The 21,369-nt window shown below is 38.3% G+C and carries 21 protein-coding genes and 1 rRNA gene; 1 reads left to right on the top strand and 21 read right to left on the bottom strand.

Annotated elements, in window-relative coordinates:
* The 18 genes from FFM62_RS08455 to FFM62_RS08540 form a co-directional block, all read right to left on the bottom strand.
* Positions 1-174: ribosomal RNA gene (locus FFM62_RS08455) — 16S ribosomal RNA — on the bottom strand; the annotation flags it as partial.
* Between the two features lie 417 nt (positions 175-591).
* Positions 592-2,769: an LTA synthase family protein gene (locus tag FFM62_RS08460; RefSeq protein WP_115471596.1), complete on the bottom strand. Its 2,178-nt coding sequence runs from the start codon at positions 2,767-2,769 to the stop codon at positions 592-594.
* A gap of 113 nt (positions 2,770-2,882) precedes the next feature.
* Positions 2,883-3,137, bottom strand: a complete 255-nt coding sequence (locus FFM62_RS08465) for a DUF1797 family protein (RefSeq protein WP_115471595.1) — start codon at positions 3,135-3,137, stop codon at positions 2,883-2,885.
* Positions 3,138-3,141: 4 nt separating this feature from the next.
* Positions 3,142-4,149: a lysylphosphatidylglycerol synthase transmembrane domain-containing protein gene (locus FFM62_RS08470; RefSeq protein ID WP_115471594.1), complete on the bottom strand. Its 1,008-nt coding sequence runs from the start codon at positions 4,147-4,149 to the stop codon at positions 3,142-3,144.
* Positions 4,146-5,186, bottom strand: coding sequence for a glycosyltransferase family 4 protein (locus FFM62_RS08475; RefSeq protein ID WP_115471593.1), 1,041 nt, complete (start codon positions 5,184-5,186; stop codon positions 4,146-4,148). Before FFM62_RS08475 ends, FFM62_RS08470 begins: the two co-directional genes overlap by 4 nt.
* On the bottom strand, positions 5,183-6,430 hold the full coding sequence (locus FFM62_RS08480) for a glycosyltransferase family 4 protein (RefSeq protein WP_115471592.1): 1,248 nt from the start codon (positions 6,428-6,430) through the stop codon (positions 5,183-5,185). Before FFM62_RS08480 ends, FFM62_RS08475 begins: the two co-directional genes overlap by 4 nt.
* Positions 6,431-6,695: 265 nt before the next feature.
* Positions 6,696-7,010, bottom strand: coding sequence for a hypothetical protein (locus FFM62_RS08485; protein ID WP_075269253.1), 315 nt, complete (start codon positions 7,008-7,010; stop codon positions 6,696-6,698).
* Complete coding sequence (glmM, locus tag FFM62_RS08490) at positions 7,010-8,368, bottom strand: phosphoglucosamine mutase (protein WP_115471591.1); 1,359 nt, start codon at positions 8,366-8,368, stop codon at positions 7,010-7,012. The genes FFM62_RS08485 and glmM overlap by 1 nt, the downstream gene beginning before the upstream one ends.
* Before the next feature lie 10 nt (positions 8,369-8,378).
* Entirely contained in the window at positions 8,379-9,350 is a 972-nt protein-coding gene (locus FFM62_RS08495; protein WP_115471590.1) for a CdaR family protein, read from the bottom strand.
* Position 9,351: 1 nt separating this feature from the next.
* Positions 9,352-10,185: a diadenylate cyclase CdaA gene (cdaA, locus tag FFM62_RS08500; RefSeq protein WP_115471589.1), complete on the bottom strand. Its 834-nt coding sequence runs from the start codon at positions 10,183-10,185 to the stop codon at positions 9,352-9,354.
* 8 nt (positions 10,186-10,193) lie between these two features.
* Positions 10,194-12,251, bottom strand: a complete 2,058-nt coding sequence (locus FFM62_RS08505; protein WP_115471588.1) for a Na+/H+ antiporter — start codon at positions 12,249-12,251, stop codon at positions 10,194-10,196.
* A 16-nt stretch (positions 12,252-12,267) separates the two neighbouring features.
* A complete protein-coding gene (gene murB / locus FFM62_RS08510; protein WP_115471587.1) occupies positions 12,268-13,161 on the bottom strand; it encodes a UDP-N-acetylmuramate dehydrogenase in 894 nt (297 codons plus the stop codon).
* Between the two features lie 15 nt (positions 13,162-13,176).
* Positions 13,177-13,710 carry a 3'-5' exonuclease gene (locus tag FFM62_RS08515; RefSeq protein WP_115471586.1) on the bottom strand — a complete coding sequence of 178 codons (534 nt, stop codon included), beginning with the start codon at positions 13,708-13,710 and terminating at the stop codon, positions 13,177-13,179.
* A 12-nt stretch (positions 13,711-13,722) separates the two neighbouring features.
* Positions 13,723-14,235, bottom strand: a complete 513-nt coding sequence (locus FFM62_RS08520; protein WP_115471585.1) for a GNAT family N-acetyltransferase — start codon at positions 14,233-14,235, stop codon at positions 13,723-13,725.
* Complete coding sequence (gene tsaE / locus FFM62_RS08525; protein ID WP_115471584.1) at positions 14,235-14,696, bottom strand: tRNA (adenosine(37)-N6)-threonylcarbamoyltransferase complex ATPase subunit type 1 TsaE; 462 nt, start codon at positions 14,694-14,696, stop codon at positions 14,235-14,237. Before tsaE ends, FFM62_RS08520 begins: the two co-directional genes overlap by 1 nt.
* A 110-nt stretch (positions 14,697-14,806) precedes the next feature.
* Positions 14,807-15,784 carry a linear amide C-N hydrolase gene (locus FFM62_RS08530; protein ID WP_115471583.1) on the bottom strand — a complete coding sequence of 326 codons (978 nt, stop codon included), beginning with the start codon at positions 15,782-15,784 and terminating at the stop codon, positions 14,807-14,809.
* Positions 15,785-15,890: 106 nt separating this feature from the next.
* Positions 15,891-16,871 carry a phosphate acetyltransferase gene (gene pta, locus FFM62_RS08535; protein WP_115471582.1) on the bottom strand — a complete coding sequence of 327 codons (981 nt, stop codon included), beginning with the start codon at positions 16,869-16,871 and terminating at the stop codon, positions 15,891-15,893.
* A gap of 128 nt (positions 16,872-16,999) precedes the next feature.
* Positions 17,000-17,665, bottom strand: coding sequence for a uracil-DNA glycosylase (locus FFM62_RS08540; protein WP_115471581.1), 666 nt, complete (start codon positions 17,663-17,665; stop codon positions 17,000-17,002).
* A 188-nt stretch (positions 17,666-17,853) separates the two neighbouring features.
* Between FFM62_RS08540 and FFM62_RS08545 the strand changes: the two genes are divergently transcribed.
* Positions 17,854-18,411, top strand: coding sequence for an LURP-one-related/scramblase family protein (locus FFM62_RS08545; protein ID WP_115471580.1), 558 nt, complete (start codon positions 17,854-17,856; stop codon positions 18,409-18,411).
* A gap of 98 nt (positions 18,412-18,509) precedes the next feature.
* On the opposite strand, the gene FFM62_RS08550 is transcribed toward FFM62_RS08545, so the two are convergent.
* From FFM62_RS08550 to smpB, 3 genes are all read right to left on the bottom strand, one after another.
* Positions 18,510-19,247, bottom strand: a complete 738-nt coding sequence (locus FFM62_RS08550) for an amino acid ABC transporter ATP-binding protein (RefSeq protein ID WP_115471579.1) — start codon at positions 19,245-19,247, stop codon at positions 18,510-18,512.
* Positions 19,247-20,695 carry an ABC transporter substrate-binding protein/permease gene (locus FFM62_RS08555; RefSeq protein WP_115471578.1) on the bottom strand — a complete coding sequence of 483 codons (1,449 nt, stop codon included), beginning with the start codon at positions 20,693-20,695 and terminating at the stop codon, positions 19,247-19,249. The genes FFM62_RS08550 and FFM62_RS08555 overlap by 1 nt, the downstream gene beginning before the upstream one ends.
* A gap of 184 nt (positions 20,696-20,879) precedes the next feature.
* Positions 20,880-21,350 (bottom strand): SsrA-binding protein SmpB, encoded by a 471-nt coding sequence (gene smpB / locus FFM62_RS08560; RefSeq protein ID WP_115471577.1) that lies wholly within the window; start codon positions 21,348-21,350, stop codon positions 20,880-20,882.
* Between the last annotated feature and the right edge of the window lie 19 nt (positions 21,351-21,369).

Here is a 21,369-nt window from a genome sequence, read left to right on the forward strand (position 1 = left end):
ATCCCCTGCTAAGAGGTAGGTTACCCACGTGTTACTCACCCGTTCGCCACTCTTTGTCAGATAAAATCAAATCAGAGCAAGCTCTTCAGATCAATTAAAAACAAAGCGTTCGACTTGCATGTATTAGGCACGCCGCCAGCGTTCATCCTGAGCCAGGATCAAACTCTCATTTTAAAAGTTTGAGTATAACTCAATTTGTTGTTATTTGTTTAACAGAAGTTAAACGAATTTATTAGTGAATTGACTTCACAAATGTTTTGTATCAAGTAAATTACTTGATGACCCTACACATTTGTTTCATCGAAACGATATTCAGTTTTCAATGATCAACAGCCGTTGCCCTGTCGACAACTTAATTTATTATACAGACATGATTTTTAAAAGTCAACAACTTTCTTATCATCATTAATTTGTATAATGTCGGTTTTTCGACCGCTCATATAATATACCTTAGAAATGAACGTTCGTCAACAACAAGTTTTATCATCTTTTTAACGAACATTAAAAAGCCCACTGCAAGTCCCCCTATTACAAGGGTAAGTTACAGTGAGCTTATCGTTTTAAATTTATTAACACTAGTGATTCAAAAAATCATTGATCTTCATCAGTATCAGATGACGAACTACTATCACTATCATCATTTTCATCATCTTGACTAGATGATGCTTCCTGGATAGTTTGTGGTTTACCGCCTAGTTCTGGTGCATCAGTTATATAATCTTTTAATGTTGTTTGATTATCATTTTTTGATTTAGCTGATGTATCACTATTCTTGTTAGCCTTCTTTAGTTGCTTCAGTCCATTAGCTTTTTGATATGAATAATCTTTACTACTAACCTTCTTAAAGCCGTCAGGATTATAGAAACGTAACAGATCACCTGTTTGTACATCATCTGAATACGTCAACATCTTATCAACGTATTTCTGTGTGTCATCGATAATATCTTTCGCACGTGGATCTTCTTTTGGATTGATTTTTGTACCAGTGGTTGTTACATAATAACTGCCACCATACTTCATAAATTCAGCAGAAACCCAATCACCATTTCTAAATGGTACTACCTGTCGACGATTTGTCGCTAACAAGTCCTGTCCAAACTGAATATTTTTATCAGTTGAAACACCTAACAGATGCAACAATGTTGGCATAACATCAATTTCACCACCATAAGTATGGTTAATGCCACCCTTCAACCCTGGCGCATGAACCATGAATGGTACCTTTTGCCAATTAGCTAAGTCATAGTTTGAAACGCTCTTCTTACCAGTTAACTTCGCAATTGCCGATTTGTGATTTTCTGAAATACCATAATGATCACCATATAGAACCAACATTGAATTATCATAAAGGCCAGATTTTTTGAGCCAGCTTAAGAATTCACCAAAGGATTGATCCAAATAGCGAGCCGTTTGTACATAGCCATCGACGGTCTTATCATTCGTCTTTGTTTTAGCGATAGACGCATTTTGACTGTCTAAGTCATATGGATAATGATTTGTGACCGTAATGACCTTTGAATAAAATGGCTGTGGCAACTGTTCTAAATACTTGGCAGAGTCTTTTAAGAAAATCTTGTCCTTCATACCATATCCGATATTATAATCCGAGTTATTTGCATTTTTATAATATGGCTTACTAAAGAAGTAATCGTATCCCCAAGACTTATAAGTATTATCACGGTTCCAGAAAGAGGCGACATCCCCATGGAACGCTGCCGATGTATAACCTTGTTGATCTAAGATAGCTGGTACCGCTTGATAAGTGTTAGATGTTCCATAATTAACCATCGCAGAACCTGATGCTGTACCGAACAACCCATTTTCAAGCATCATTTCCGCATCGGCCGTCTTACCTTGCCCAACTTGGTTGTAAAAATTATCAAATGACAATGTACTTTGATCATGATAAAACTTATTCAAATTAGGCGTAACTTCAACATCATCAACTTTATAATCTAACAAAAATTGTTGGAATGACTCTAGATGGAAGACAATTACATTCTTTCCCTTTTCCTTACCAAAGTAAGTTGAATTTTGTAAGGTCTTATTGTCCTTCAAATAATCTTTGATTTTGTTAAGGTCATCAGCGGACGCTTCTTTTTTGATGTCCGCCGTTTGTTTCGTTTTGAAAACATTATATGCTGCATATTCATTTAAGCCAAGATACTTAACAATATAGTTATTATCAAATGTTCTCATTAATAAACCTGAACGATCTTTACTTGATATACCATAGCCAACAAGCATCAACACAATTCCAAAGATTGTCATCAAAGCAGCAAACCGCTTTTGAACAACCTCTTTATCAAACTTAATTCGCTTGAAAACTAATAGTAACACCAGAATAATAATATCCAAGAATACTAAAAAATCAAATGGGCTTATAATACCTGCGATTGATTTACCCAAGTTATTATCAACTGAACCACCGGAATTAATGATGTTCAATGACAAAAAGTCTGAAAATTCCCGATAATACAACATGTTCGCAAACAGCCAAATTGACTGAATCAAATTTATCAGAATCATTAACCAGTAAGCTAATTTACCTCTGAAATACAACGCAATACTAAATAGTATAATCGCTGTTGGTAGTGGATTAATGATTAAGATAAATTCTTGTAAGGTGCCACTAGCACCTAAAGAAAAGCTTGTCTTATATGCCCAGTATGTCTTTAGCCATACTAAGAATACAGATAGCAAGAAGAAGCCAACGGTATCGTTGAAATCTGGCCATTTTTTCTTAATGGCTAACATAACTCGTTGCATTTTATTCTCTCCAAATATTTTTTAACTGTTTCTCATTTCAAATATAAGTAACCAAATTCTGGTTAACAACCTAATATTGTATAAAAAACACCATAAACATTCCTTATGGTTTACTAGAACGATTCTTTGAATTCAACCAATGCCTCATAAATGTCAATTGCTAGCAAATCAACATCATCAAAAGCAAAACGGCGCTGTTTTCTTTCCGTTGTTTCTAGTGCAAAGACTCCTGAAGCAGAATCATATAGCACGGTCACAACAGGAACACCAAACACACTAAAATCACGTTGTTGAACGGTTGTTCGATCATCACGCCGCATGGCCTGAATTCTTCGCACAATTTTATTTAAATCATTTTCCGCCAACATATTTCTAACCTCGCTGTTTAGATTTGATATTAAAAGCTATAATACCAGCAAACATTCCTAAATAATAGGTAATAATGCGCCACAATGCCATCGCACAGACTAATAAACCTGCATTGGGCAAAAACGTTGAAAATAGTAATGAAAATCCAATTTCAGCACCACCTGTACCACCAGGAATTGGAAACAAAGAAATCACCATAACAATTAATACATGTAGCGACATCACTAAAATGATATTAACATGTGATGCCCCTAAAGCTAATAGAATGAAATATGGAATTAAGTAATAGAACATTAATTGTATCAATGTCAAAACAAAAGATTTAACTAACGCCCGCCACTCATGGCTCATTCTAGTACTTTCAGAATGAAAGTTCTTAATCTTTTCATCCACAATTTGTTGCCATTGCACTGCCTTTGTAGGTTTAATCCACTTAATTGGCTTAAATACTAGTTTAACAAGCATTCTAGTTAACCCTGGCCAATACATGACTAATAATAACGTAATAATTACAATCAAGTGAATAATAAATCCTAAAATAACAAATAAAGACCATGCCTTTAGCTTATCAGCAATAAATTGATAGCCCACGATAATGGCAATAAAGAAATTTATGACAATCATTGCTTGATAAACAACAAATTTCATCAATAAAATTGAGCCTGCTCGTCCAGGGTCTATCCCCGCCTGTATAAGCGTAATTAATTGCATGGGTTGACCCCCTGCTGAAAATGGTGTGATACCATTTCCAAACTGTTCAACCAAAGGAACCCGTATTGCATCAGACCATGATAACTTCTCATTAGAATCATCAACAAAAATCTTCACAACAATTGATTCCAGCAATAAATAGATAACCATTGCTAGTAATGCAACTAATAACCACCACCAATTAGCACCGCGAAGGTCTTGCATAAGTTGGTCCATACTGATATCTCGAAAGGACCAAGTAAATATAGCAATACCAGCAACCATCATCAGAACAAATACAATGCCGTTTCGCCTTGTCATTCATGTCCTCCGTCAGTTTTTTCACGAAGCTGGGTTATATAATAATCTTCCCAAATTCTAGAAACATGCGCTGCTGAATAATATTCGGATGCAGCTAATGACTGTTGTGCCACCTGATGTTGTAATGTTTGATCAGCCGCTAACTGATTAAGCTGGGTCTGCATACCCACCCTATCATTCGCTGGCAAATAGTAACCATCAATAATGGCGCGGTATAAGTCTAAGTCGCGTAAAATTGTTGGTGTTCCTGTACTGAATGCCTCTAAAGCAGACATGGGGAATAACTCTGTATAACTTGGTAACAGGAAAACATCTGCAGCATTATAGTAGTCGTTCATCAGACCTCTATCTACTATGCCTGGAAAAATTAAATTTTTTGGTGGATTATCAACAACTTTTTTTAGCTCTTCATAACCAGCCGTGATTGCCCCAAATGAGAAACCACCAACCCAAACAAATGTCCATTTTGGATTATCTTTGGCTAATTGAATAAAATCCAACACCCCTTTACGAACTTGTACTTGTCCAACCCCTAAAACAATGAATGCATCTTCCGGTAAAGATAATTTTTGACGAATACCTGCCTTTTGATTATCCGGTATAGGAAAGAATTCATCCTTTGAGACAAAATTAGGAATAAAAGTAATTTTTTCTTTAGCAACACCTAGCGCAACTAATTTATCAATAAATACTGGATTCACTACCACAATTTGATCCATCCGCTTATAAAACGTCATCACATACCAATAAAAGATTTTTTTAATCGGTGACCACAAATTAATGGAATCCTCCAAGGTTTCTGGTAAAAAATGCACATAGCCAATTTTTGTACCTCTCCCTGGTAAAAAGGTATTCAAAAAGAAGCCAAAATTGATGGTGTGATAGTGACTAATATCAGTCCTTGATAAGCTATTAAATTTTAAATCAAACTTGTCTGGAAACCTATCAGTTAATAAATTAACTAGTTCCCGATAAGCAGATCCTACTCCTTGACCAGGGACAGTTTCAGCCGCAGAGAACATTGTGATTCGAATCATTTTTCATTTTTATGGAAAGGAGGTCTAGACAAAAACGATTTTGCATATTCAAAATCATTACTATCAGCCTCTTCCATATCCTCCTCTTCATGGTACACAACTAACGCTTCAGAGTAAAAATCTAACACTCGTTGTCCAAAAGTTACTTGATCAATGTCATGCAATACTTTCTGTCGCGTTGTTGGATTCCCAATAACTTGTTGCTGCTTCTTTGCATTTAAATACATGATTAGTGGTGCTAATAAATCATAGCTGTCATCGGCAAGTGAACCAATATTTTTGTCCAGCACAACCGTCTCTAAATACGGACTACGCATAGCAACAACTGGTGTATTAGCCGTCATCGCCTCAATAAATGTTAATCCTTGCGTTTCTGATACAGAAGCTGATAAGAAAACATCCGCTAATTTGTAATACCCATATACTTCTTGATGGTCCACCTCTCCCGTAAAAATGACATGGTCGGCAATTTCTAACGAACGCACATGATCCTTTAAGGCAGACATTGCTGGTCCATCACCAACAATCACAAACATCGCATCGGGTACTTGGTCTAACACCTCAGCAAATACAGCTAATGCCGTATCAATATTTTTTTCAAAAGCAACTCGTCCTAATGATAAAACAACAGGGGTTTGACTATCTAATCCCAATTTTTCACGTAAATAAGTACTTTTATCCTCTTGCTCGGTATGTTGCACATTGACACCAGTGGGTATAATCTCAATGGGTGCAGAAACTTTATATTTCGTTAACGTATCAAACGTTTGCCTAGATGGCGCAATGACACCCGTCATGCCGGCCATGTAACTACGTGCAATCACTGCCACACTAGCTGGTCGAATAATTTTACCATTAGCAACATAATGTAAATAATCTTCATAATTTGTATGAAAAGTATGCACAACGGGTATTTTTAATTGTCTAGCGACTAATTTCCCCATTAACCCTAATGAAAACTCTGTTTGTGTATGCACAATATCAAGTTCAAGTTTTTTAGCTAACTGAATTGCCTGAATTGCGCCACGATATGATAACCGACGGTCTTTAAACCCTATAAACGGAAAGCTTGGAAAACGATAAACATCGGGTTCTAAAACTTCTTTGGGGACATTAGGGTCAGTTGAGGTAAAAATATATACCCGATGTCCACGGTTTATTAGTTGTTGTCGGAGTGTCTGAATTGATGATACAACACCAGAAACTTGAGGTGCATAGGTATCTGTAAATAATCCGATATTCATTACTGGTCAACCTTTCACAAAATTGCTTACTACCTATAATAACAAATTTCTGTTTATAACGGAAAAAGCACGGTACTTGAATATTCAAGACCATTCGCCTTATTTCCCTATATTATATTCTGTATACCATTATGTTATATAACGTATAATGGTATGTCAACGATAAAGAATAACTTAATTACTAACTGAACAAAAAAAGAGCCACGAAATACAATCGTGACACTTGATAGTTTCAAGATGTAATAGTATTTCGTGGTTCTTAAATTTAGCTCACTTTATTTTCAGCTAAAATCTTTTCAACAACAGCATCCATCTCTGGGGTCCGTTGCCATTCGGTATATTTTGAAATCGCAATGTTTGCAGGTATTTCAAAGTTATCATTAACAAATTTTTCATAACTTTCAACATTCTTGGAATGCGGTATGTTAATTTTTAAAATGCGAACTTTCTTGATCATACCCTCTTCAACAGCATACTCAGCTTGACCGTTGTGCAATAGATTACCAATTTCCTTATACGTTGACCCATCATTGCGTGTAATTTCTTCAATAATATCTAACGTTTGAAAATCTGCTGACATTAATCAACACCAACCTCTTGTTCAACAACTGCGACGATTCGATCAACATATTCATCAACAGTCTCACGAGTTGGTGCTTCGGCCATAACTCGTAGTAAATCTTGTGTACCTGATGGGCGAACAAGTACACGACCTTCATTTCCCATTTCAGATTCAACTTCAGCAATAATTTGCTTGATTGTCTCATTTGATAATGCTGCTTTCTTATCCTGAACTTTCACATTCACAAGCTTTTGTGGGTAGACTGTCATTTCTGCAGCTAGTTCAGATAATGGTTTGTCTGTTTCTTGCATCACGTGTAACAACTGTAACGCTGTTAACATCCCATCACCGGTTGTGGCCCAATCCAAGAAGACAACATGTCCAGATTGTTCACCACCTAAATTGTATCCAGACTTAATCATTTCTTCAACAACATAGCGGTCTCCAACTGCAGTTTTCACAGAATTAAGGCCATTTTCTGACATTGCTTTGTACATACCGATGTTGGACATCACAGTCGTTACAATAGTGTCTTGCTTCAAACGACCGTGTAACGACATATATTTACCGACGATAAACATAATTTGATCACCATCAATAATCTGTCCCTTTTCATCTACGGCAATCAAACGATCACCATCACCGTCAAAAGCTAGACCAACTTGCGCTTCATTTTCAAGTACAAAGTCAGCCAATGCCTCTGGATGCGTTGACCCAACGTTTTGATTAATGTTCACACCATCTGGTGATGTGCCCATTGTCTCAAAGTCCGCTCCCATATCGGCAAATAGGTTAGCTACTAAGCCTGATGTCGCACCGTTAGCAGCATCAATGGCCAACTTCATACCATCTAAGCTACTTGGAATTGTCGTCTGCAGGTATTCTAAGTATTTGGCTGTTCCTTCTTTAAAGTCAGAAATCGTTCCCAATCCTTCAGCTGCTGGGCGTGGTAGCGTATCTTCTGGTGTATCAAGCAAGGCTTCAATTTCAGCTTCTAATTCATCCGATAACTTCATACCATCAGAACCAAAAAACTTAATCCCATTATCTGCTGCTGGATTGTGTGAGGCCGTAATTTGCGCACCAGCATCAGCTTTTTGTGCGCGAACCAAATAAGCAACACCTGGTGTGGAAATAACATCTAAACGTTGAATCTCAATACCAACAGAGAGTAATCCAGAAATCAATGCATGTTCCAATAATGGTCCTGACATTCTTGTATCACGTCCAACAAGCACTCGTGGCCGGTGATCAACGGCATGGCGTGTTAATACTGCACCACCCATGCGTCCTAGACGAAATGCTAACTCAGGCGTCAATTCTTTATTGGCAATGCCTCGCACGCCATCAGTTCCAAAATAATGTAATTCAACCATATTTCTCTTTCTACTCCTTCGGCGTTATAACCACCGATACTGTTTTTGGATCGACACTTTCGGCACCATCTGGCACTTTAATCGTGACGTCTTTTTCTGTTGTTGTCGTTACTCCTGATAAGTCTACAACAGCCTCAACATTCTTAATCTTGTTTAACACATCAGTATTTCCTTGTACGGCGACTTCATTAATTGACCCAGACAATGAAAACTCTGAAGCATTACCATTTTTCGTCTTTAGGTCCAATGGTATTTGTCTTGTGCCATTACCTGTTTTAACGGGGACCTTAACTGTCGTTGCCTGAGGTGACACAGCGACATCAACTGGATTGCCATTAACATCGACTGCTTGTAGCGTTACCTTTTGTCTAACGGTCTTCTTGGTATCTCGCTTCAATTGCACATCAGCCACAACATTATCCACTGCATTAATTGCTGCTTGGCGTCCCATAATTTGCACGTTATTCACTGACGAAGTAACTGTGCCGACTGTATAACCATCAGCAATAGCATCCTTATTATAATTAGTTTTCACTGAATAATATGAAGAAGTTCGCTTATACATGGTCAATGTTACCTTAGGTGTTTTGAGCTTATACGTCAAATCCTTATTTAAACCGGTAACTTTAAGGCTAACTGTATGCGTACCATCTGATAAGTTCTTTAAATTTGCTGATACTTGAAAGTTCTTCGTATTTTTAGCAGCTGTCACCAACGCTGACGGTCCACTTATTGTCACAGCAACATTATCTGGTGCACCACTAATATAATAATCATCCGTGTTAATTCCTGAAAATTGAATAGGAACACTAACCGTTTCAGACTGAGATGATGTTATTTTACCAATAGTAGATAGTTGGCTAGTATCATCGTTCGATCGACGATTAGAGGCCGTTGATTGCGAATCAGTATATGCAGACATAAAGACGGCGACAACTAATGTCAACAGACTATACACAATTTTATCAGTACGTCGTTTCATATTACTTATCTCCTCGTTTTAAGAATGATCGTAATTGTGTCCACCAAGATTGATCAGCCGTCTCATCTGATGTAACGAGTTGACGAGTCAAATATTTGCGATAATCTTCACGCGATAATGACTGCATCAACTCTGAATTTCTAGTAATTGATACCGCACCCGTTTCTTCAGACACAACGATTGTCAAGGCGTCGGTTACCTCTGAAATTCCCACTGATGCACGATGACGCGTTCCAAGTTCTTTAGGAATCGTGGCGCTATCTGACAGTGGTAAATAAGCGGCCGCAGTGGCTAAACGATTATCCTTTAAAATAACCGCCCCATCATGCAAGGGCGTATTCGGAATAAAAGTATTGATCAATAGTTGGCTTGAAACTTCAGCATCAATCGGTATACCAGTTTCAATATATTCTTCCAACCCCGTCTCCATCTCAATTGAGATTAAAGCACCAATCCGTCGTTTAGACATATATTGAATCGCATCATCCAGTTCATTAACTAAACGTTTCTCGGATTGATAAGCCTGTTTTTGCCTGAACAATCCCGAGCGACCAAGATGTTCCAATCCACGTCGAATTTCGGGCTGGAAAACAATAACCAGCGCGATAACTCCCCAATTAATAATTTGATCTGTTACCCATGAAATTGTAGCTAAACCGAAGTACCAACTAACAACCTTCACTATAATAACAATTCCAACACCACGCAGTAAAGTTACTGCCTTAGTACCACGAATCAACATCATTAATCGATATAGCACCCACCACACAATGATGACATCAATAATACGGACAATGTTTATATTTTTTAATAATGCATCAATATCAAAATTCATACAAACTCCTATTCTTCCAGATTAGTCAACTTTCCTGCTTCCGTAAAGTTAATGTTTTGTCGAATGTTCCTACTTGTTGTATTCGAAATAAAATGCGCTTCTGTTAGATGTTGCACTGCATCACGCTGTGCATTTAACCCAACTAGCTCTAACTCTAACTTTAGGTCTTCTTCACTCTGCACACCATTACCACCATGACGTTCCCGTTCTAAGCGTGAACGATACATAATAATTAAATTATACGCTGCAGTTTGATCGAGATGCGAATCTTGGGCCTCATCTGTAGTAATGTATTTTGAAATTGCTGCGATTGCTTCTTTGGCAGCTTCATGTCTTGCCAATTCATACTCAGTCAAAAGAGCATCTGACGAAGTATCACTTAACCACACACGAATCATGCGACCAAAACTTAACAAGAAACGTCGAATCTGACGCCAAGTTCGCTTTGCGCGATCATGGGTAACCAAATCATCCAGCTCAGATTCTGATCGATCAATACGACGGCCTTCACTAGCAAATACTAATGGCGTAATTCGTTCGTCAACTAACAATCCCTGAATGGCGCTACGTTCTGCTTCAAGACCAATTTGACGTAATGCCATTTCAGCATCCAAAATTGGACTTAGTTTATCCGTTTTCATAAATTGCAATTGTAACTGCCGAATTTCAATTTGATATCGTCTTATAATTTCATAAATGACAATTTGATTTGATTCACGTCGACGTGCTTCAATTTCTCGTACAGCTGACTGTAAAACATAGACCCGTGCACGTGGCTCTGACATATGCTGTGCGACTTTCGCTTTAGCTTTTTTAGTTCCAGGTGGTACCTGCGTTTTCTTTGTGCCTCCAACTATCGGCAACAATACAATGGCAGCAATCAAAGACAAAATAATTGTGATTGCTGCAATAAACAGCATCAATGCCCGTTGTGGAAAAGGTTCTCCACTATCGGTAACAAGTGGCACAGATAAAACTCCGGCCATCGTTACGGCACCACGAACACCAGTTAAGCCTGAGGTAATTGCCACTCGCCACGAAGCTGTTTCATGCTTATGATTTTTCAAGCGTACCCATTGCGTAACATATGTCCAAATAACACGAATCCCAAAGATAATAAACCAAGTAATTACTGAATACAAAATAGCCATAGGTAGTGAGATAACTTGCCCGATATGCGTTGCTAATGGGAATTCAATTCCTAAGATAACAAATATGTATCCGTTCAATAAGTACCCAAAAACATTCCATGTATTAATACCAATCACATGTAATTCACCAGTGTAGTCAACATCATGCTTTGTATGAATATTTAAAATAATGGCCGCAACAACCACAGCAATAACACCTGAAGCATTAATTTCTTCGGCGGTGATGTAGACTAAGAACGGTGTAAATAGCTGAATAACAACTCGTAACGAAACATCATTAATAGCATGTGATGACAACCAATCACCAATACCGTTAATTAAAAATCCCATCAAGGCTCCAACTAAAGCTCCCATAATAGAAACATAGAAGAACTCACCTGTTGCTTGCCAAAGTGAAAATGTACCAGCTGTTGCAGCTGCAACAGCAAATTTAAATCCGACCAACCCACTGGCATCATTAATCAAACTTTCGCCAGCGACTAAATGCATAATTGAAGGTGGTAATTTTGCTTCAGAAGCTATTGCTGACACCGCTACCGGATCAGTCGGCGACAAAATGGCTGCAATCGCTAATGCGACGGGAAGTGGCAACTGTGGTACCATCCAATAAATTAAAAAGCCACCAACAATCGTGGTAATAAATACTAACAGGATTGCATTACCAAAAATTGGTCCTCTCAATTCCCAAAGCTCTTTTTTGGGAAACCGCCACGCATCCGAATATAGCAACGGTGCGATAAACAAAAGTAAAAACCATTCTGTATCAAGTTTGATTTCGACATCTAGAAATATTGCAACTAATAATCCTAATCCAATTTGAATTAAACTGACCGGTACTTTTTTTAGAAAGTAGCCTAATACATTACCTAACACGACCAAAAATGTCAGGCCCACAACGGTTTGCAGTAAAGCCATACCTACGCTCCTTTTCTTACTTTCTGCCTAGTACCCTAACTTCAGTTTCTAGGTTTACTGAAAACTTTTCATACACGACATGCTGAATATGCTTAATTAAGTTGACATAGTCACTACCAGTTGCCTGGCCACGATTAACAATGAAACCAGCATGCTTTGTAGAGACTTGTGCTCCACCAATCTGACAACCTTGCAAGCCAGAATCCATAATTAATTTACCCGCAAAATATCCTGTTGGTCGCTTAAAGACCGAACCACAAGATGGAAATTCTAAAGGCTGCTTTTGTGCCCGACGTTCGTTAAAATCAGTCATCTTACTACCAATTTCTGCTCGTTTACCGGATTGCATAGCAAAAGTTGCACTGATAATAATATCGCCAGTTTCTTGTACTAAACTATGACGATATCCGAAGGCTAAATCAGCGACTGGATAGGTTTTTATTTCGCCCATCGGGGTAATCACATCCACACTTTGTACGACCTGGTCAATTTGACCGCCGTATGCGCCTGCATTCATAAAAACAGCGCCACCGATAGATCCTGGAATTCCTGCAGCCCATTCTAAACCAGTTAATGAATAGTCATAAGCCATTTGTGCAACGTCAATTATCCAGGCGCCTGCTTCAGCGGTGATATTATTTTGAAAAACTTCAATTTGGTGCATTTCTGTCAAAAGGATAACCACTCCTTGACGGCCATCATCCGTAATTACTAGATTGGATGCATTTCCTAATACAGTAATTGGTAAATCAGCCTCATTTGCGAAACGAATCACTTGTTGCAATTCGTGCTGTGTTTTTGGCCAAAAGCACCAATCAGCTGGACCACCAACACGAGTATTCGTATAATTTCCTAAATTAACATTCGCCTGAATGTTGTAACTTGGAAACATTTCATTCAACATCTTCATTTTTTAATTCCTTAATTAAATCACTTTAACCAACTGTTTCAACGGTTCAACACCAAAATCAGTGGCTTGTCGTACTAAAATTTCAGCTGCCGCTACTGTATCATCAAGTGCATTATGATGATGCTGCAAATCAATTCCTAACGCTGCTGATACCGTATTCAATTTATGATTTGGTAATTCTGGATACAGCTTACGCGATGTACGTACAGTATCTAAAGATAAATAATGTGGCACGCCAATCCCGTAATGCGTCAGTGTTTCACGCAAAACACCATTATCGAAGGATGCATTATGGGCAATGACTAACTGATTGGGCGTGTAAAATTGCTGCACCTGTTCCCAAACTTCGGGAAAAATGGGGGCATCAAGAACATCCGCCTCAGTTATGCCATGAATCCGAGTATTACGTTTGTCAAAAAAACTATCCGGTTTAATTAATGTATAAAATTCGTCTACAAGCTTATTATCACGCACAACCGCCAAGCCAAGCGATACCGCACTGTATCGTTTGGCACTTGCAGTTTCAAAATCCATCGCCACAAAATTCATATGTACACCTCGTCAATCATTTACTATCCATGACATGTCAAAAGCTAGTACTAAGTCATGATTGCTATTCAAAACTTCACTTTCGGATTCTGATATTCGCTTAAAGCCAAGCTTCTCATAAATATGGATGGCAACCTCGTTGATTGTTTGCACAGTTAACACTAATTGGTTCACCGAACTAAAAGTCGTCGCCCAATCTAATATTTCAGCCATCATTGCTTGTGCCAACCCATTTCCTTGATACTCATTTAACACGGCAACGCCAACTTCAGCAACTCTTGGCTGCTTAGGTTTTGCAGTAGCTGAAGCTAAGCCAACAAGCTGGCCCTCATCAGTAACAGCTACTAACATAATATTATTGGTTGTCGTCTGCAAAATATCAATATTATCAGCTTCATCTGCCGCCTCAATCGTTTCAGGATCTTGTTCAAGCATAAATGTACTCGACTCATCTTGTAATTGAAATAACAGTCCCATTAGTTTTACTGCATCCTGTCTATCAGCAGGCCGTACAAATATCTCCATTATTCCTCCATTGCAGCTAATAATCGTGTTGATTGCTTACCTGTTGCTGTTATCGTAATTAACCGTTGGGTTTCTTGGCTAGCGACCCTTTCAAACGAAATTTTCAACACATCATCGGGCAAATCAGGTTTAATAAATTGTGACCATTCAACTAAGGCAACCGCATCGCCACCAAAATACTCAGATAATCCTAAATCTTCGGCATTTCCTTCTTCACCAAGACGATAAACATCTAAATGATATAAAGGAAATCCTGATGTTTGATATTCACGTACCAAAGTAAATGTTGGACTTTTAACTGGTCTCTTAATCCCTAGTTCTTTTGCAAATCCTTGTGTAAAAGTAGTCTTACCTGCTCCTAAGTCCCCTGATAATAGAATTGTGTCTCCAGCAGCTACATTTTTTGCCAACTTCGCAGCTAATTTTTGTGTTTCATTCACTGTATTCACTAATATTCTCATAATTAAAAGTATACCATTTTTCAGCAATCGATTACAGCGTACAAACAATGTCAACGCACAAAATAAAAAAGCTCATCTTAGAATTTCACTGAGCTTTTTCAGGTTATTAATTAATTCAACTGATTGACCGTTAACTTATCTGGCACATGGTAAACAATCGCCTCGGTGGACGCTAACATGTCATCCGTCAATTGAAGCTTAGACATCTCTCCTTGATGATAGGATTGAAAATAATAACTGCGACTCTCAGCTACTGTAGCTGCCCGATAAACTGAAAATGTCTGTTGGTGGGTCAAGTTTTGTGGTACAGTCACGCTGTCTAACAAATGCCAACTAGTGATAATCGCCTCGTCTTCATCAGCGGGTTGGTCAGCACGTTCTTTTAAATAAGCGGCTCTTAAAAAGCGCGCACCAGGTGAATAAGATCCCGGTGGTGTTGCCTTACCTGAAAGATTACCAGTCGTTACTTTCGGTGAATTGAAGGGAATTGTACCAGCTTTGAATTCCGGCATAAAATCAACATATTTTTCCAATTGCTGAACTTGGCGTTCAAAATAAGGACTGTTAGTCACTATTCCCAATGGATTAGGGACAATTTTCATCGGCCATTCGGTTGGCTCGATGACCACAACTGCTCCAGTCGGATCAGTGACTGCATAGTGTAGTTCAGGATTACCATACTTAATAACGCTATTTTTTTCAGACATCAATTGTATGTCGGCGATGTGATCAGTAATATCAGTAATTGATTTAAAATTTCCTAAAAGCCAAAACACAAATTCAAAAGGTGCAATTTGTACTTTCGAATCATCAATTTCATCCACAAAATGTGCCCCATTCCCAAAGGTCAATTTTTGTGCGCACAAACCATACTCATTAACGCCATCAGCGACATCCGTACGTTTATTACTTAATTCTCCCCCACCGATAAACGCATATTTATTTTGCATCAAATGACGATTAAATGATGAATGCCACTGATATTTTCTTGGTACAAACATTGGTGAATTTTCTAAACGTGGCCAATCCATCGTTCGTGACAAAACATGCACGCCATCACGCGCAATTTGAAAAATACTTGTACACATCCACGACACCTCCTATGTCATTTCATATTAAAAAGCGCCATAACACCTATCATCCGTAATGATTACCAACGAATTTGTGTTATGTCGCTTTTATTTGCTACTTTATCTAATTTTCTAATGCTTGCGCAGCCGTAATAATAGCGACTTTATAAACGTCTTCTTCATTGGCACCACGTGACAAATCTGAAACTGGTTTAGCTAATCCTTGTAAAATTGGGCCAACTGCTTCAAATCCACCTAATCGTTGAGCAATTTTATAACCAATATTACCAGATTGTAGATCAGGGAACACAAAGACATTTGCTTGACCAGCAATCTCTGACTTAGGGACCTTTGACTGAGCAACTTCTGGTACAAATGCTGCATCAAATTGTAACTCACCATCAACCGCTAATGACGAATCCAATTCCTTAGCAATTGTAGTCGCCTTGGTAACCTTATCTACTTGTGGTGCCTTAGCTGATCCCTTTGTTGAGAAACTCAACATAGCAACTTTTGGATCAATCCCAAAGACTTTGGCTGTCTTGGCTGACTGAATTGCAATCTCAGCCATTGTTTGCGCATCAATATCAATATTGATAGCTGCATCAGCAAAAATATAACGTTCATCGTTTCGTTGCATCACGAACGCACCAGAAATACGCGATGAACCTGGAGCAGTCTTTATAATTTGTAATGCTGGACGCACAGTATCACCAGTAGGATGTGTTGCACCAGAGACCATACCATCAGCTAAGTTCATGTAAACCAGCATCGTCCCAAAATAATTGACGTCAGCAACCCACTTTTTAGCAGTTGCAGTGTCTGTCTTACCGTGACGACGTTCAATCAATTCATGAATCATCTTCTTCAACTTATCATCAGGGTAACTAGCTGGATCAATAACTGTTAAGTTCGATAAATCAAATTGATGTTTTTCAGCAGTTGTATCAATTAATGACCGCTTTCCCAATAAGATTGGGTTAACCAATCCGTCAGCAGCTAATCGTACTGCCGCACCTTGCACACGAGCATCTTCCCCCTCAGGAAATACAAGTGTCTTATTTTGTCCCTTAATTTTATTTGCTAATTGCTCAAACAACTCCATGATCAACAAACCCCCGTCTCTTTTCTAAATTACTATTGTATTACACAATTTATTATACCATACAGGCTTTTCACCCATTGATATATAGCCATTTCTAAGTGTTGCATGTAAGCAACAAAGTTTTTTCTCTAGGCCCACTTGATTGGTAAACGATTATTTTTTTGCAAAAAATTATTTGTTTGACTAAATGGTTTAGAACCAAAGAAACCACGATACGCAGATAATGGACTTGGGTGAGGCGCTTGTAGCACTAAGTTTTTTTCACCTTGAATCAACGACTTTTTATTTTGGGCCTGTTTTCCCCACAAAATAAAGACCGTGGCTTGATCACGTTGCGCCACTAATTTAATAATCTCATCAGTCAGTGGTTCCCATACTTCACCAGCATGGCCACCAGCATGATGGGCCGGAACTGTCAAAACCGTGTTTAATAATAAAACGCCTTGCTTTGCCCATCGACGTAGATCACCATCTTTTGGTGCATCAACATTTAAATCATCAACCAACTCTTTGTATATATTAATTAAAGACTTAGGCAATGCCATCGTTGCTGGCACAGAAAAGCTCAGACCTTGCGCTTGGTCGGGATTTGGATAAGGATCCTGACCTAGAATAACAACTTTCACCTTATCTAGTGGTGTTTCTTTTAACGCAGCAAATACATTTTGTCGTTCTGGATAAACCGTATCGATTAAATAGACAGTATCTAGAAATTCTTGGATGCGACCAATATAGTTCGGCTGTAATACTGGTTGCAATGCTTCTGCCCAGTCCTTTGGTAATAATTCTGGCATATTAACTCCTATTCTTAATTAATAAATTTATAACTCCCCCCTATTATACTGACAAAAATCAGTTCAAACAGGGATATGTTAAAATAAAAGTTGAAGGGGACATCAATTCCCCCAAAAAATGAAACCATATTATACATCGGCTTAAAAGTTTTTATCGTACTATCTTCATGATATAACGAGGTATTGATATGCATGATTTACTAATGTCGAAAATCCGCGAACAGTTTGACGGTATAACGAGTGTCACAACCTATACGCATGAGATAAAATATATTATTTCGGGACAAATTGGTCAACGTCATGACAAGCTCACTATCTATGACCAATCTTACGAACCGCTTGCTGAAATCACCCAAGTTTCGAGTGGTATCTTACCTCGTTTTATTTTAACGAATCAACAACAAACGGTCGGATCAATAGGATTATCTCTAAAATTACATGAATTATTATTTGTAAACAATTTAAACTGGCTGGTACTTGGTAGTCTTGAAAAACGCCGTTTCCAAATAAAAACGGTCAGACAGCAGCTAGCAACCGCTAATCCAATCAGGGATCAACGTCTGTCTATCCATATTGCTAAAATCAACCAAGAACCACTTTTATTATTAATTATTGCTTTTTTAGACCGCTGGCAATTTATTGCCCATGGTCACCCGCTGGCTTGGCCAAGTATTTTTAATGCACCCGCCCCAACATTAACGCCATTTATCAATTCTAATTCACTAAAATATTTACCTAAAGAGTAACAATCAATTACCCATAAGGCATGCCTATAACCAAAAAAAGGGGCGCCAATCAACCATTAGCCTGGTTGATTGGCGCCCCTTAAACATTATCAAAAAGTTTATACATTCAAAACTTTATCTAGGAAATCACGTGTACGCGAATCCTGTGGGTTATTAAAAATTTCTGTCGGTGTACCTGCTTCACGAATATAGCCATCCGCAAAAAAGACAACCCGATCAGCTACTTGTTTCGCAAATCCCATTTCATGGGTCACCACAATCATTGTCATGCCTTCTTTAGCTAAATCTTTCATAACTGATAAGACATCACCAACCATCTCCGGGTCCAATGCTGATGTAGGCTCATCAAACAACATAATTTCTGGATTCATTGCCAAGGCTCGAGCAATGGCAACACGTTGTTTTTGACCACCAGACAAGGTATCTGGTTTAACATCAGCTTTCTCAGCCAAGCCTACCCGCTCTAAAAGTTGCTTAGCATGATCTGTCGCTTCACTTTTAGTCATTTTTCCCAATTGGACCGGTGCTAAAATCATATTTTCCATCACGGTTAGATGTGGGAAAAGATTAAAATGTTGGAAAACCATCCCCACTTTTTCACGGATTTTGTCAATATTTACCTTTGGTTGACTAACATTTTGCCCATCAATAGTAATCTCACCACTATTAATGTCCTCAAGCTTATTCAACGAACGTAAAAATGTAGATTTACCAGAACCAGAAGGACCAATCATTACGACAACTTCCCCTTCTTCAACAGACAAGCTCAATCCTTTTAGCACTTCATTTTTACCAAAACTCTTATGAACATCGCGTGCTTCAATAACTGTTGCCATTATTTGATCCTCTTTTCTACCCAATTTGATAACCAAGTTAATAGTGTAATAACAATAAGATATAATACTGCAATCATTAACCAAACTCTAAATCCTTGCAAATTACGAGCAATAATCAAAGTACCTGTTTGCGTTAATTCAATAATACCAATTGCTGACAAGATTGACGTATCTTTTAACGTAATAATAAATTGATTAATGAAACTTGGGATTATCAAGCGAACACCTTGTGGCATGACGACTTTCCGCATTGCTTTACCATAAGGTAAACCAAGTGACCGAGCTGCTTCAAGTTGTCCTGGCGCAACTGATTTAAATCCACCACTCACAAAAGCTCCAATATAGGCTCCTTCATTTAGGATCAATGTAATAACTCCCGCTGTGAATGCTGGAATTTTTTGTCCGGTCAAATTAGGAATTCCAATATAGATAAAGAAAGCTAACACAAGCATTGGTAGGCCACGGAAAATATAAATAATCGTCGTTGATAGACCACGTGCTAACTTGCTTGGCATAACGCCCAAAATTCCTAAGAAGATACCCCAAATAGCTGCCAGAATGATACCAACCATGGTCAACTCGAGCGTCTTAACTAAACCATTTAATAAAGCACTCTGATTCTCTTTGACCAAATCCCAAATTGTCGTCTTATCTGCCGTTTGATCAGCTGCATTTTTCTTATAGTTATAACCACCATCTCCGAGGTACCGCTTAACGATTTTGTCATAAGTACCATCTTTAACAATTTTGTCATAACCTGCGTTAAACTTCTTTAATAACTCTGCATTGGCAGCTTTTTTAACGCCGAATCCATACCAGTTTCCTTTAGCTGGTTTCGTAACAATTTTTAGATTTGTACCTTGCTTGATCGCATATGCCATAACCGGTTGATCTTCGAAAGCAGCAACCGTATTGCCGATTGCCACATCATTATACATAGTATTTGAGTCATTGAAGAAAGTTACTTTAAACCCATACTTCTTTGATATCTCACGAGCATAATCTGCCCCAGCACTACCCGTTTTAGCAGCAACTGTTTTTCCTTTTAGATCCGACAACCCTTTGATATCTGATTTAGGTGACACAGCCATCACAATACCACTCTTGTAGTATGGTGTTCCAAAATCAAAAGTACTTTTACGCTCATCTGTAATTGACATACCAGCAACGATACCATCGACTTGTCCAGCCTGCACTGCCTGCACACCAGCATTAAAACTCATTGGCTTTAACGTATAGGTAAAGTTCTCACGTTTTGAAATTTCTTTCAACATGTCCATATCAATTCCACGATATTTACCACCATCCGTTTGAAACTCAAACGGTGGAAATGTTGTATCAGTTGTAATGGTATAATTTGGCGTTGCTGCGTGGGCAGCGGGTACACTAACGGTAATACCGACTGCTAGTCCCACCAATGCCATTAAACTAATTAACCACTTGCGCATTGTCTATTTCCTCCAAGACTATTATTTTCACATTCATACCAACATATTCTACGCTCTTCAATTCATAAAGAGTTATTTAATGTCAGTTTTCCTGACATATGGCGCATTTTATGATACAACAAAAAAACTGATTTAATTGGTGTTGCCCATTGGCACCCAAATTAAACCAGTTTTTTAGGAATTATTAATAACGTCTCTTTAGTGTTCGATGTAATTCACGATCTTGATCGCGCTTTTTGATTGTTTCACGTTTATCGTAGTTTCGCTTACCCGTTGCAACACCAATCAAAACTTTTGCAAACCCACGTTTTAGATAAACTTTTAAGGGTACAATTGTTTTTCCTTGTTGCGCAACAGCTACTTGTAAACTTTTAATTTCTTTTTTATGTAATAACAATCGCCGACTACGTAGTGGATCGTGGTTGAATCGATTACCTTGTTCAAACGGGCTAATATGCACGTTATCTAACCAAGCTTGTCCATCACGAATTTGTATAAAGCCGTCCCCTATCGTAATCTTGCTAGCACGAACTGATTTGATCTCCGTACCGGTCAGTTCCAAACCAGCTTCATAGGTTTCAGCAATCGCATAATTATATCGCGCCTTATTATTAGTTGCCAACGCACCATCTGTGCGCCGCTTTTTCTTAGCCATGACAACCCCCTAATTCTAA

This window comes from Weissella thailandensis (genome assembly GCF_005405465.1).
GTDB lineage: Bacteria > Bacillota > Bacilli > Lactobacillales > Lactobacillaceae > Weissella > Weissella thailandensis.

What these genes read in the sequence shown, in the direction of transcription:
- glmM (WP_115471591.1), bottom strand. Translation starts at nt 8,368, where the DNA reads ATGGTTGAATTACATTATTTTGGAACTGATGGCGTGCGAGGCATTGCC.
- FFM62_RS08550 (WP_115471579.1), bottom strand. Translation starts at nt 19,247, where the DNA reads ATGGCAACAGTTATTGAAGCACGCGATGTTCATAAGAGTTTTGGTAAA.
- FFM62_RS08555 (WP_115471578.1), bottom strand. Translation starts at nt 20,695, where the DNA reads ATGCGCAAGTGGTTAATTAGTTTAATGGCATTGGTGGGACTAGCAGTC.
- FFM62_RS08545 (WP_115471580.1), top strand. Translation starts at nt 17,854, where the DNA reads ATGCATGATTTACTAATGTCGAAAATCCGCGAACAGTTTGACGGTATA.
- FFM62_RS08475 (WP_115471593.1), bottom strand. Translation starts at nt 5,186, where the DNA reads ATGATTCGAATCACAATGTTCTCTGCGGCTGAAACTGTCCCTGGTCAA.
- FFM62_RS08530 (WP_115471583.1), bottom strand. Translation starts at nt 15,784, where the DNA reads ATGTGTACAAGTATTTTTCAAATTGCGCGTGATGGCGTGCATGTTTTG.
- FFM62_RS08515 (WP_115471586.1), bottom strand. Translation starts at nt 13,710, where the DNA reads ATGAATTTTGTGGCGATGGATTTTGAAACTGCAAGTGCCAAACGATAC.
- FFM62_RS08540 (WP_115471581.1), bottom strand. Translation starts at nt 17,665, where the DNA reads ATGCCAGAATTATTACCAAAGGACTGGGCAGAAGCATTGCAACCAGTA.
- smpB (WP_115471577.1), bottom strand. Translation starts at nt 21,350, where the DNA reads ATGGCTAAGAAAAAGCGGCGCACAGATGGTGCGTTGGCAACTAATAAT.
- FFM62_RS08505 (WP_115471588.1), bottom strand. Translation starts at nt 12,251, where the DNA reads ATGGCTTTACTGCAAACCGTTGTGGGCCTGACATTTTTGGTCGTGTTA.
- cdaA (WP_115471589.1), bottom strand. Translation starts at nt 10,185, where the DNA reads ATGAATTTTGATATTGATGCATTATTAAAAAATATAAACATTGTCCGT.
- FFM62_RS08470 (WP_115471594.1), bottom strand. Translation starts at nt 4,149, where the DNA reads ATGACAAGGCGAAACGGCATTGTATTTGTTCTGATGATGGTTGCTGGT.
- pta (WP_115471582.1), bottom strand. Translation starts at nt 16,871, where the DNA reads ATGGAGTTGTTTGAGCAATTAGCAAATAAAATTAAGGGACAAAATAAG.
- FFM62_RS08495 (WP_115471590.1), bottom strand. Translation starts at nt 9,350, where the DNA reads ATGAAACGACGTACTGATAAAATTGTGTATAGTCTGTTGACATTAGTT.
- FFM62_RS08480 (WP_115471592.1), bottom strand. Translation starts at nt 6,430, where the DNA reads ATGAATATCGGATTATTTACAGATACCTATGCACCTCAAGTTTCTGGT.
- murB (WP_115471587.1), bottom strand. Translation starts at nt 13,161, where the DNA reads ATGAAGATGTTGAATGAAATGTTTCCAAGTTACAACATTCAGGCGAAT.
- tsaE (WP_115471584.1), bottom strand. Translation starts at nt 14,696, where the DNA reads ATGAGAATATTAGTGAATACAGTGAATGAAACACAAAAATTAGCTGCG.
- FFM62_RS08460 (WP_115471596.1), bottom strand. Translation starts at nt 2,769, where the DNA reads ATGCAACGAGTTATGTTAGCCATTAAGAAAAAATGGCCAGATTTCAAC.
- FFM62_RS08465 (WP_115471595.1), bottom strand. Translation starts at nt 3,137, where the DNA reads ATGTTGGCGGAAAATGATTTAAATAAAATTGTGCGAAGAATTCAGGCC.
- FFM62_RS08520 (WP_115471585.1), bottom strand. Translation starts at nt 14,235, where the DNA reads ATGGAGATATTTGTACGGCCTGCTGATAGACAGGATGCAGTAAAACTA.
- FFM62_RS08485 (WP_075269253.1), bottom strand. Translation starts at nt 7,010, where the DNA reads ATGTCAGCAGATTTTCAAACGTTAGATATTATTGAAGAAATTACACGC.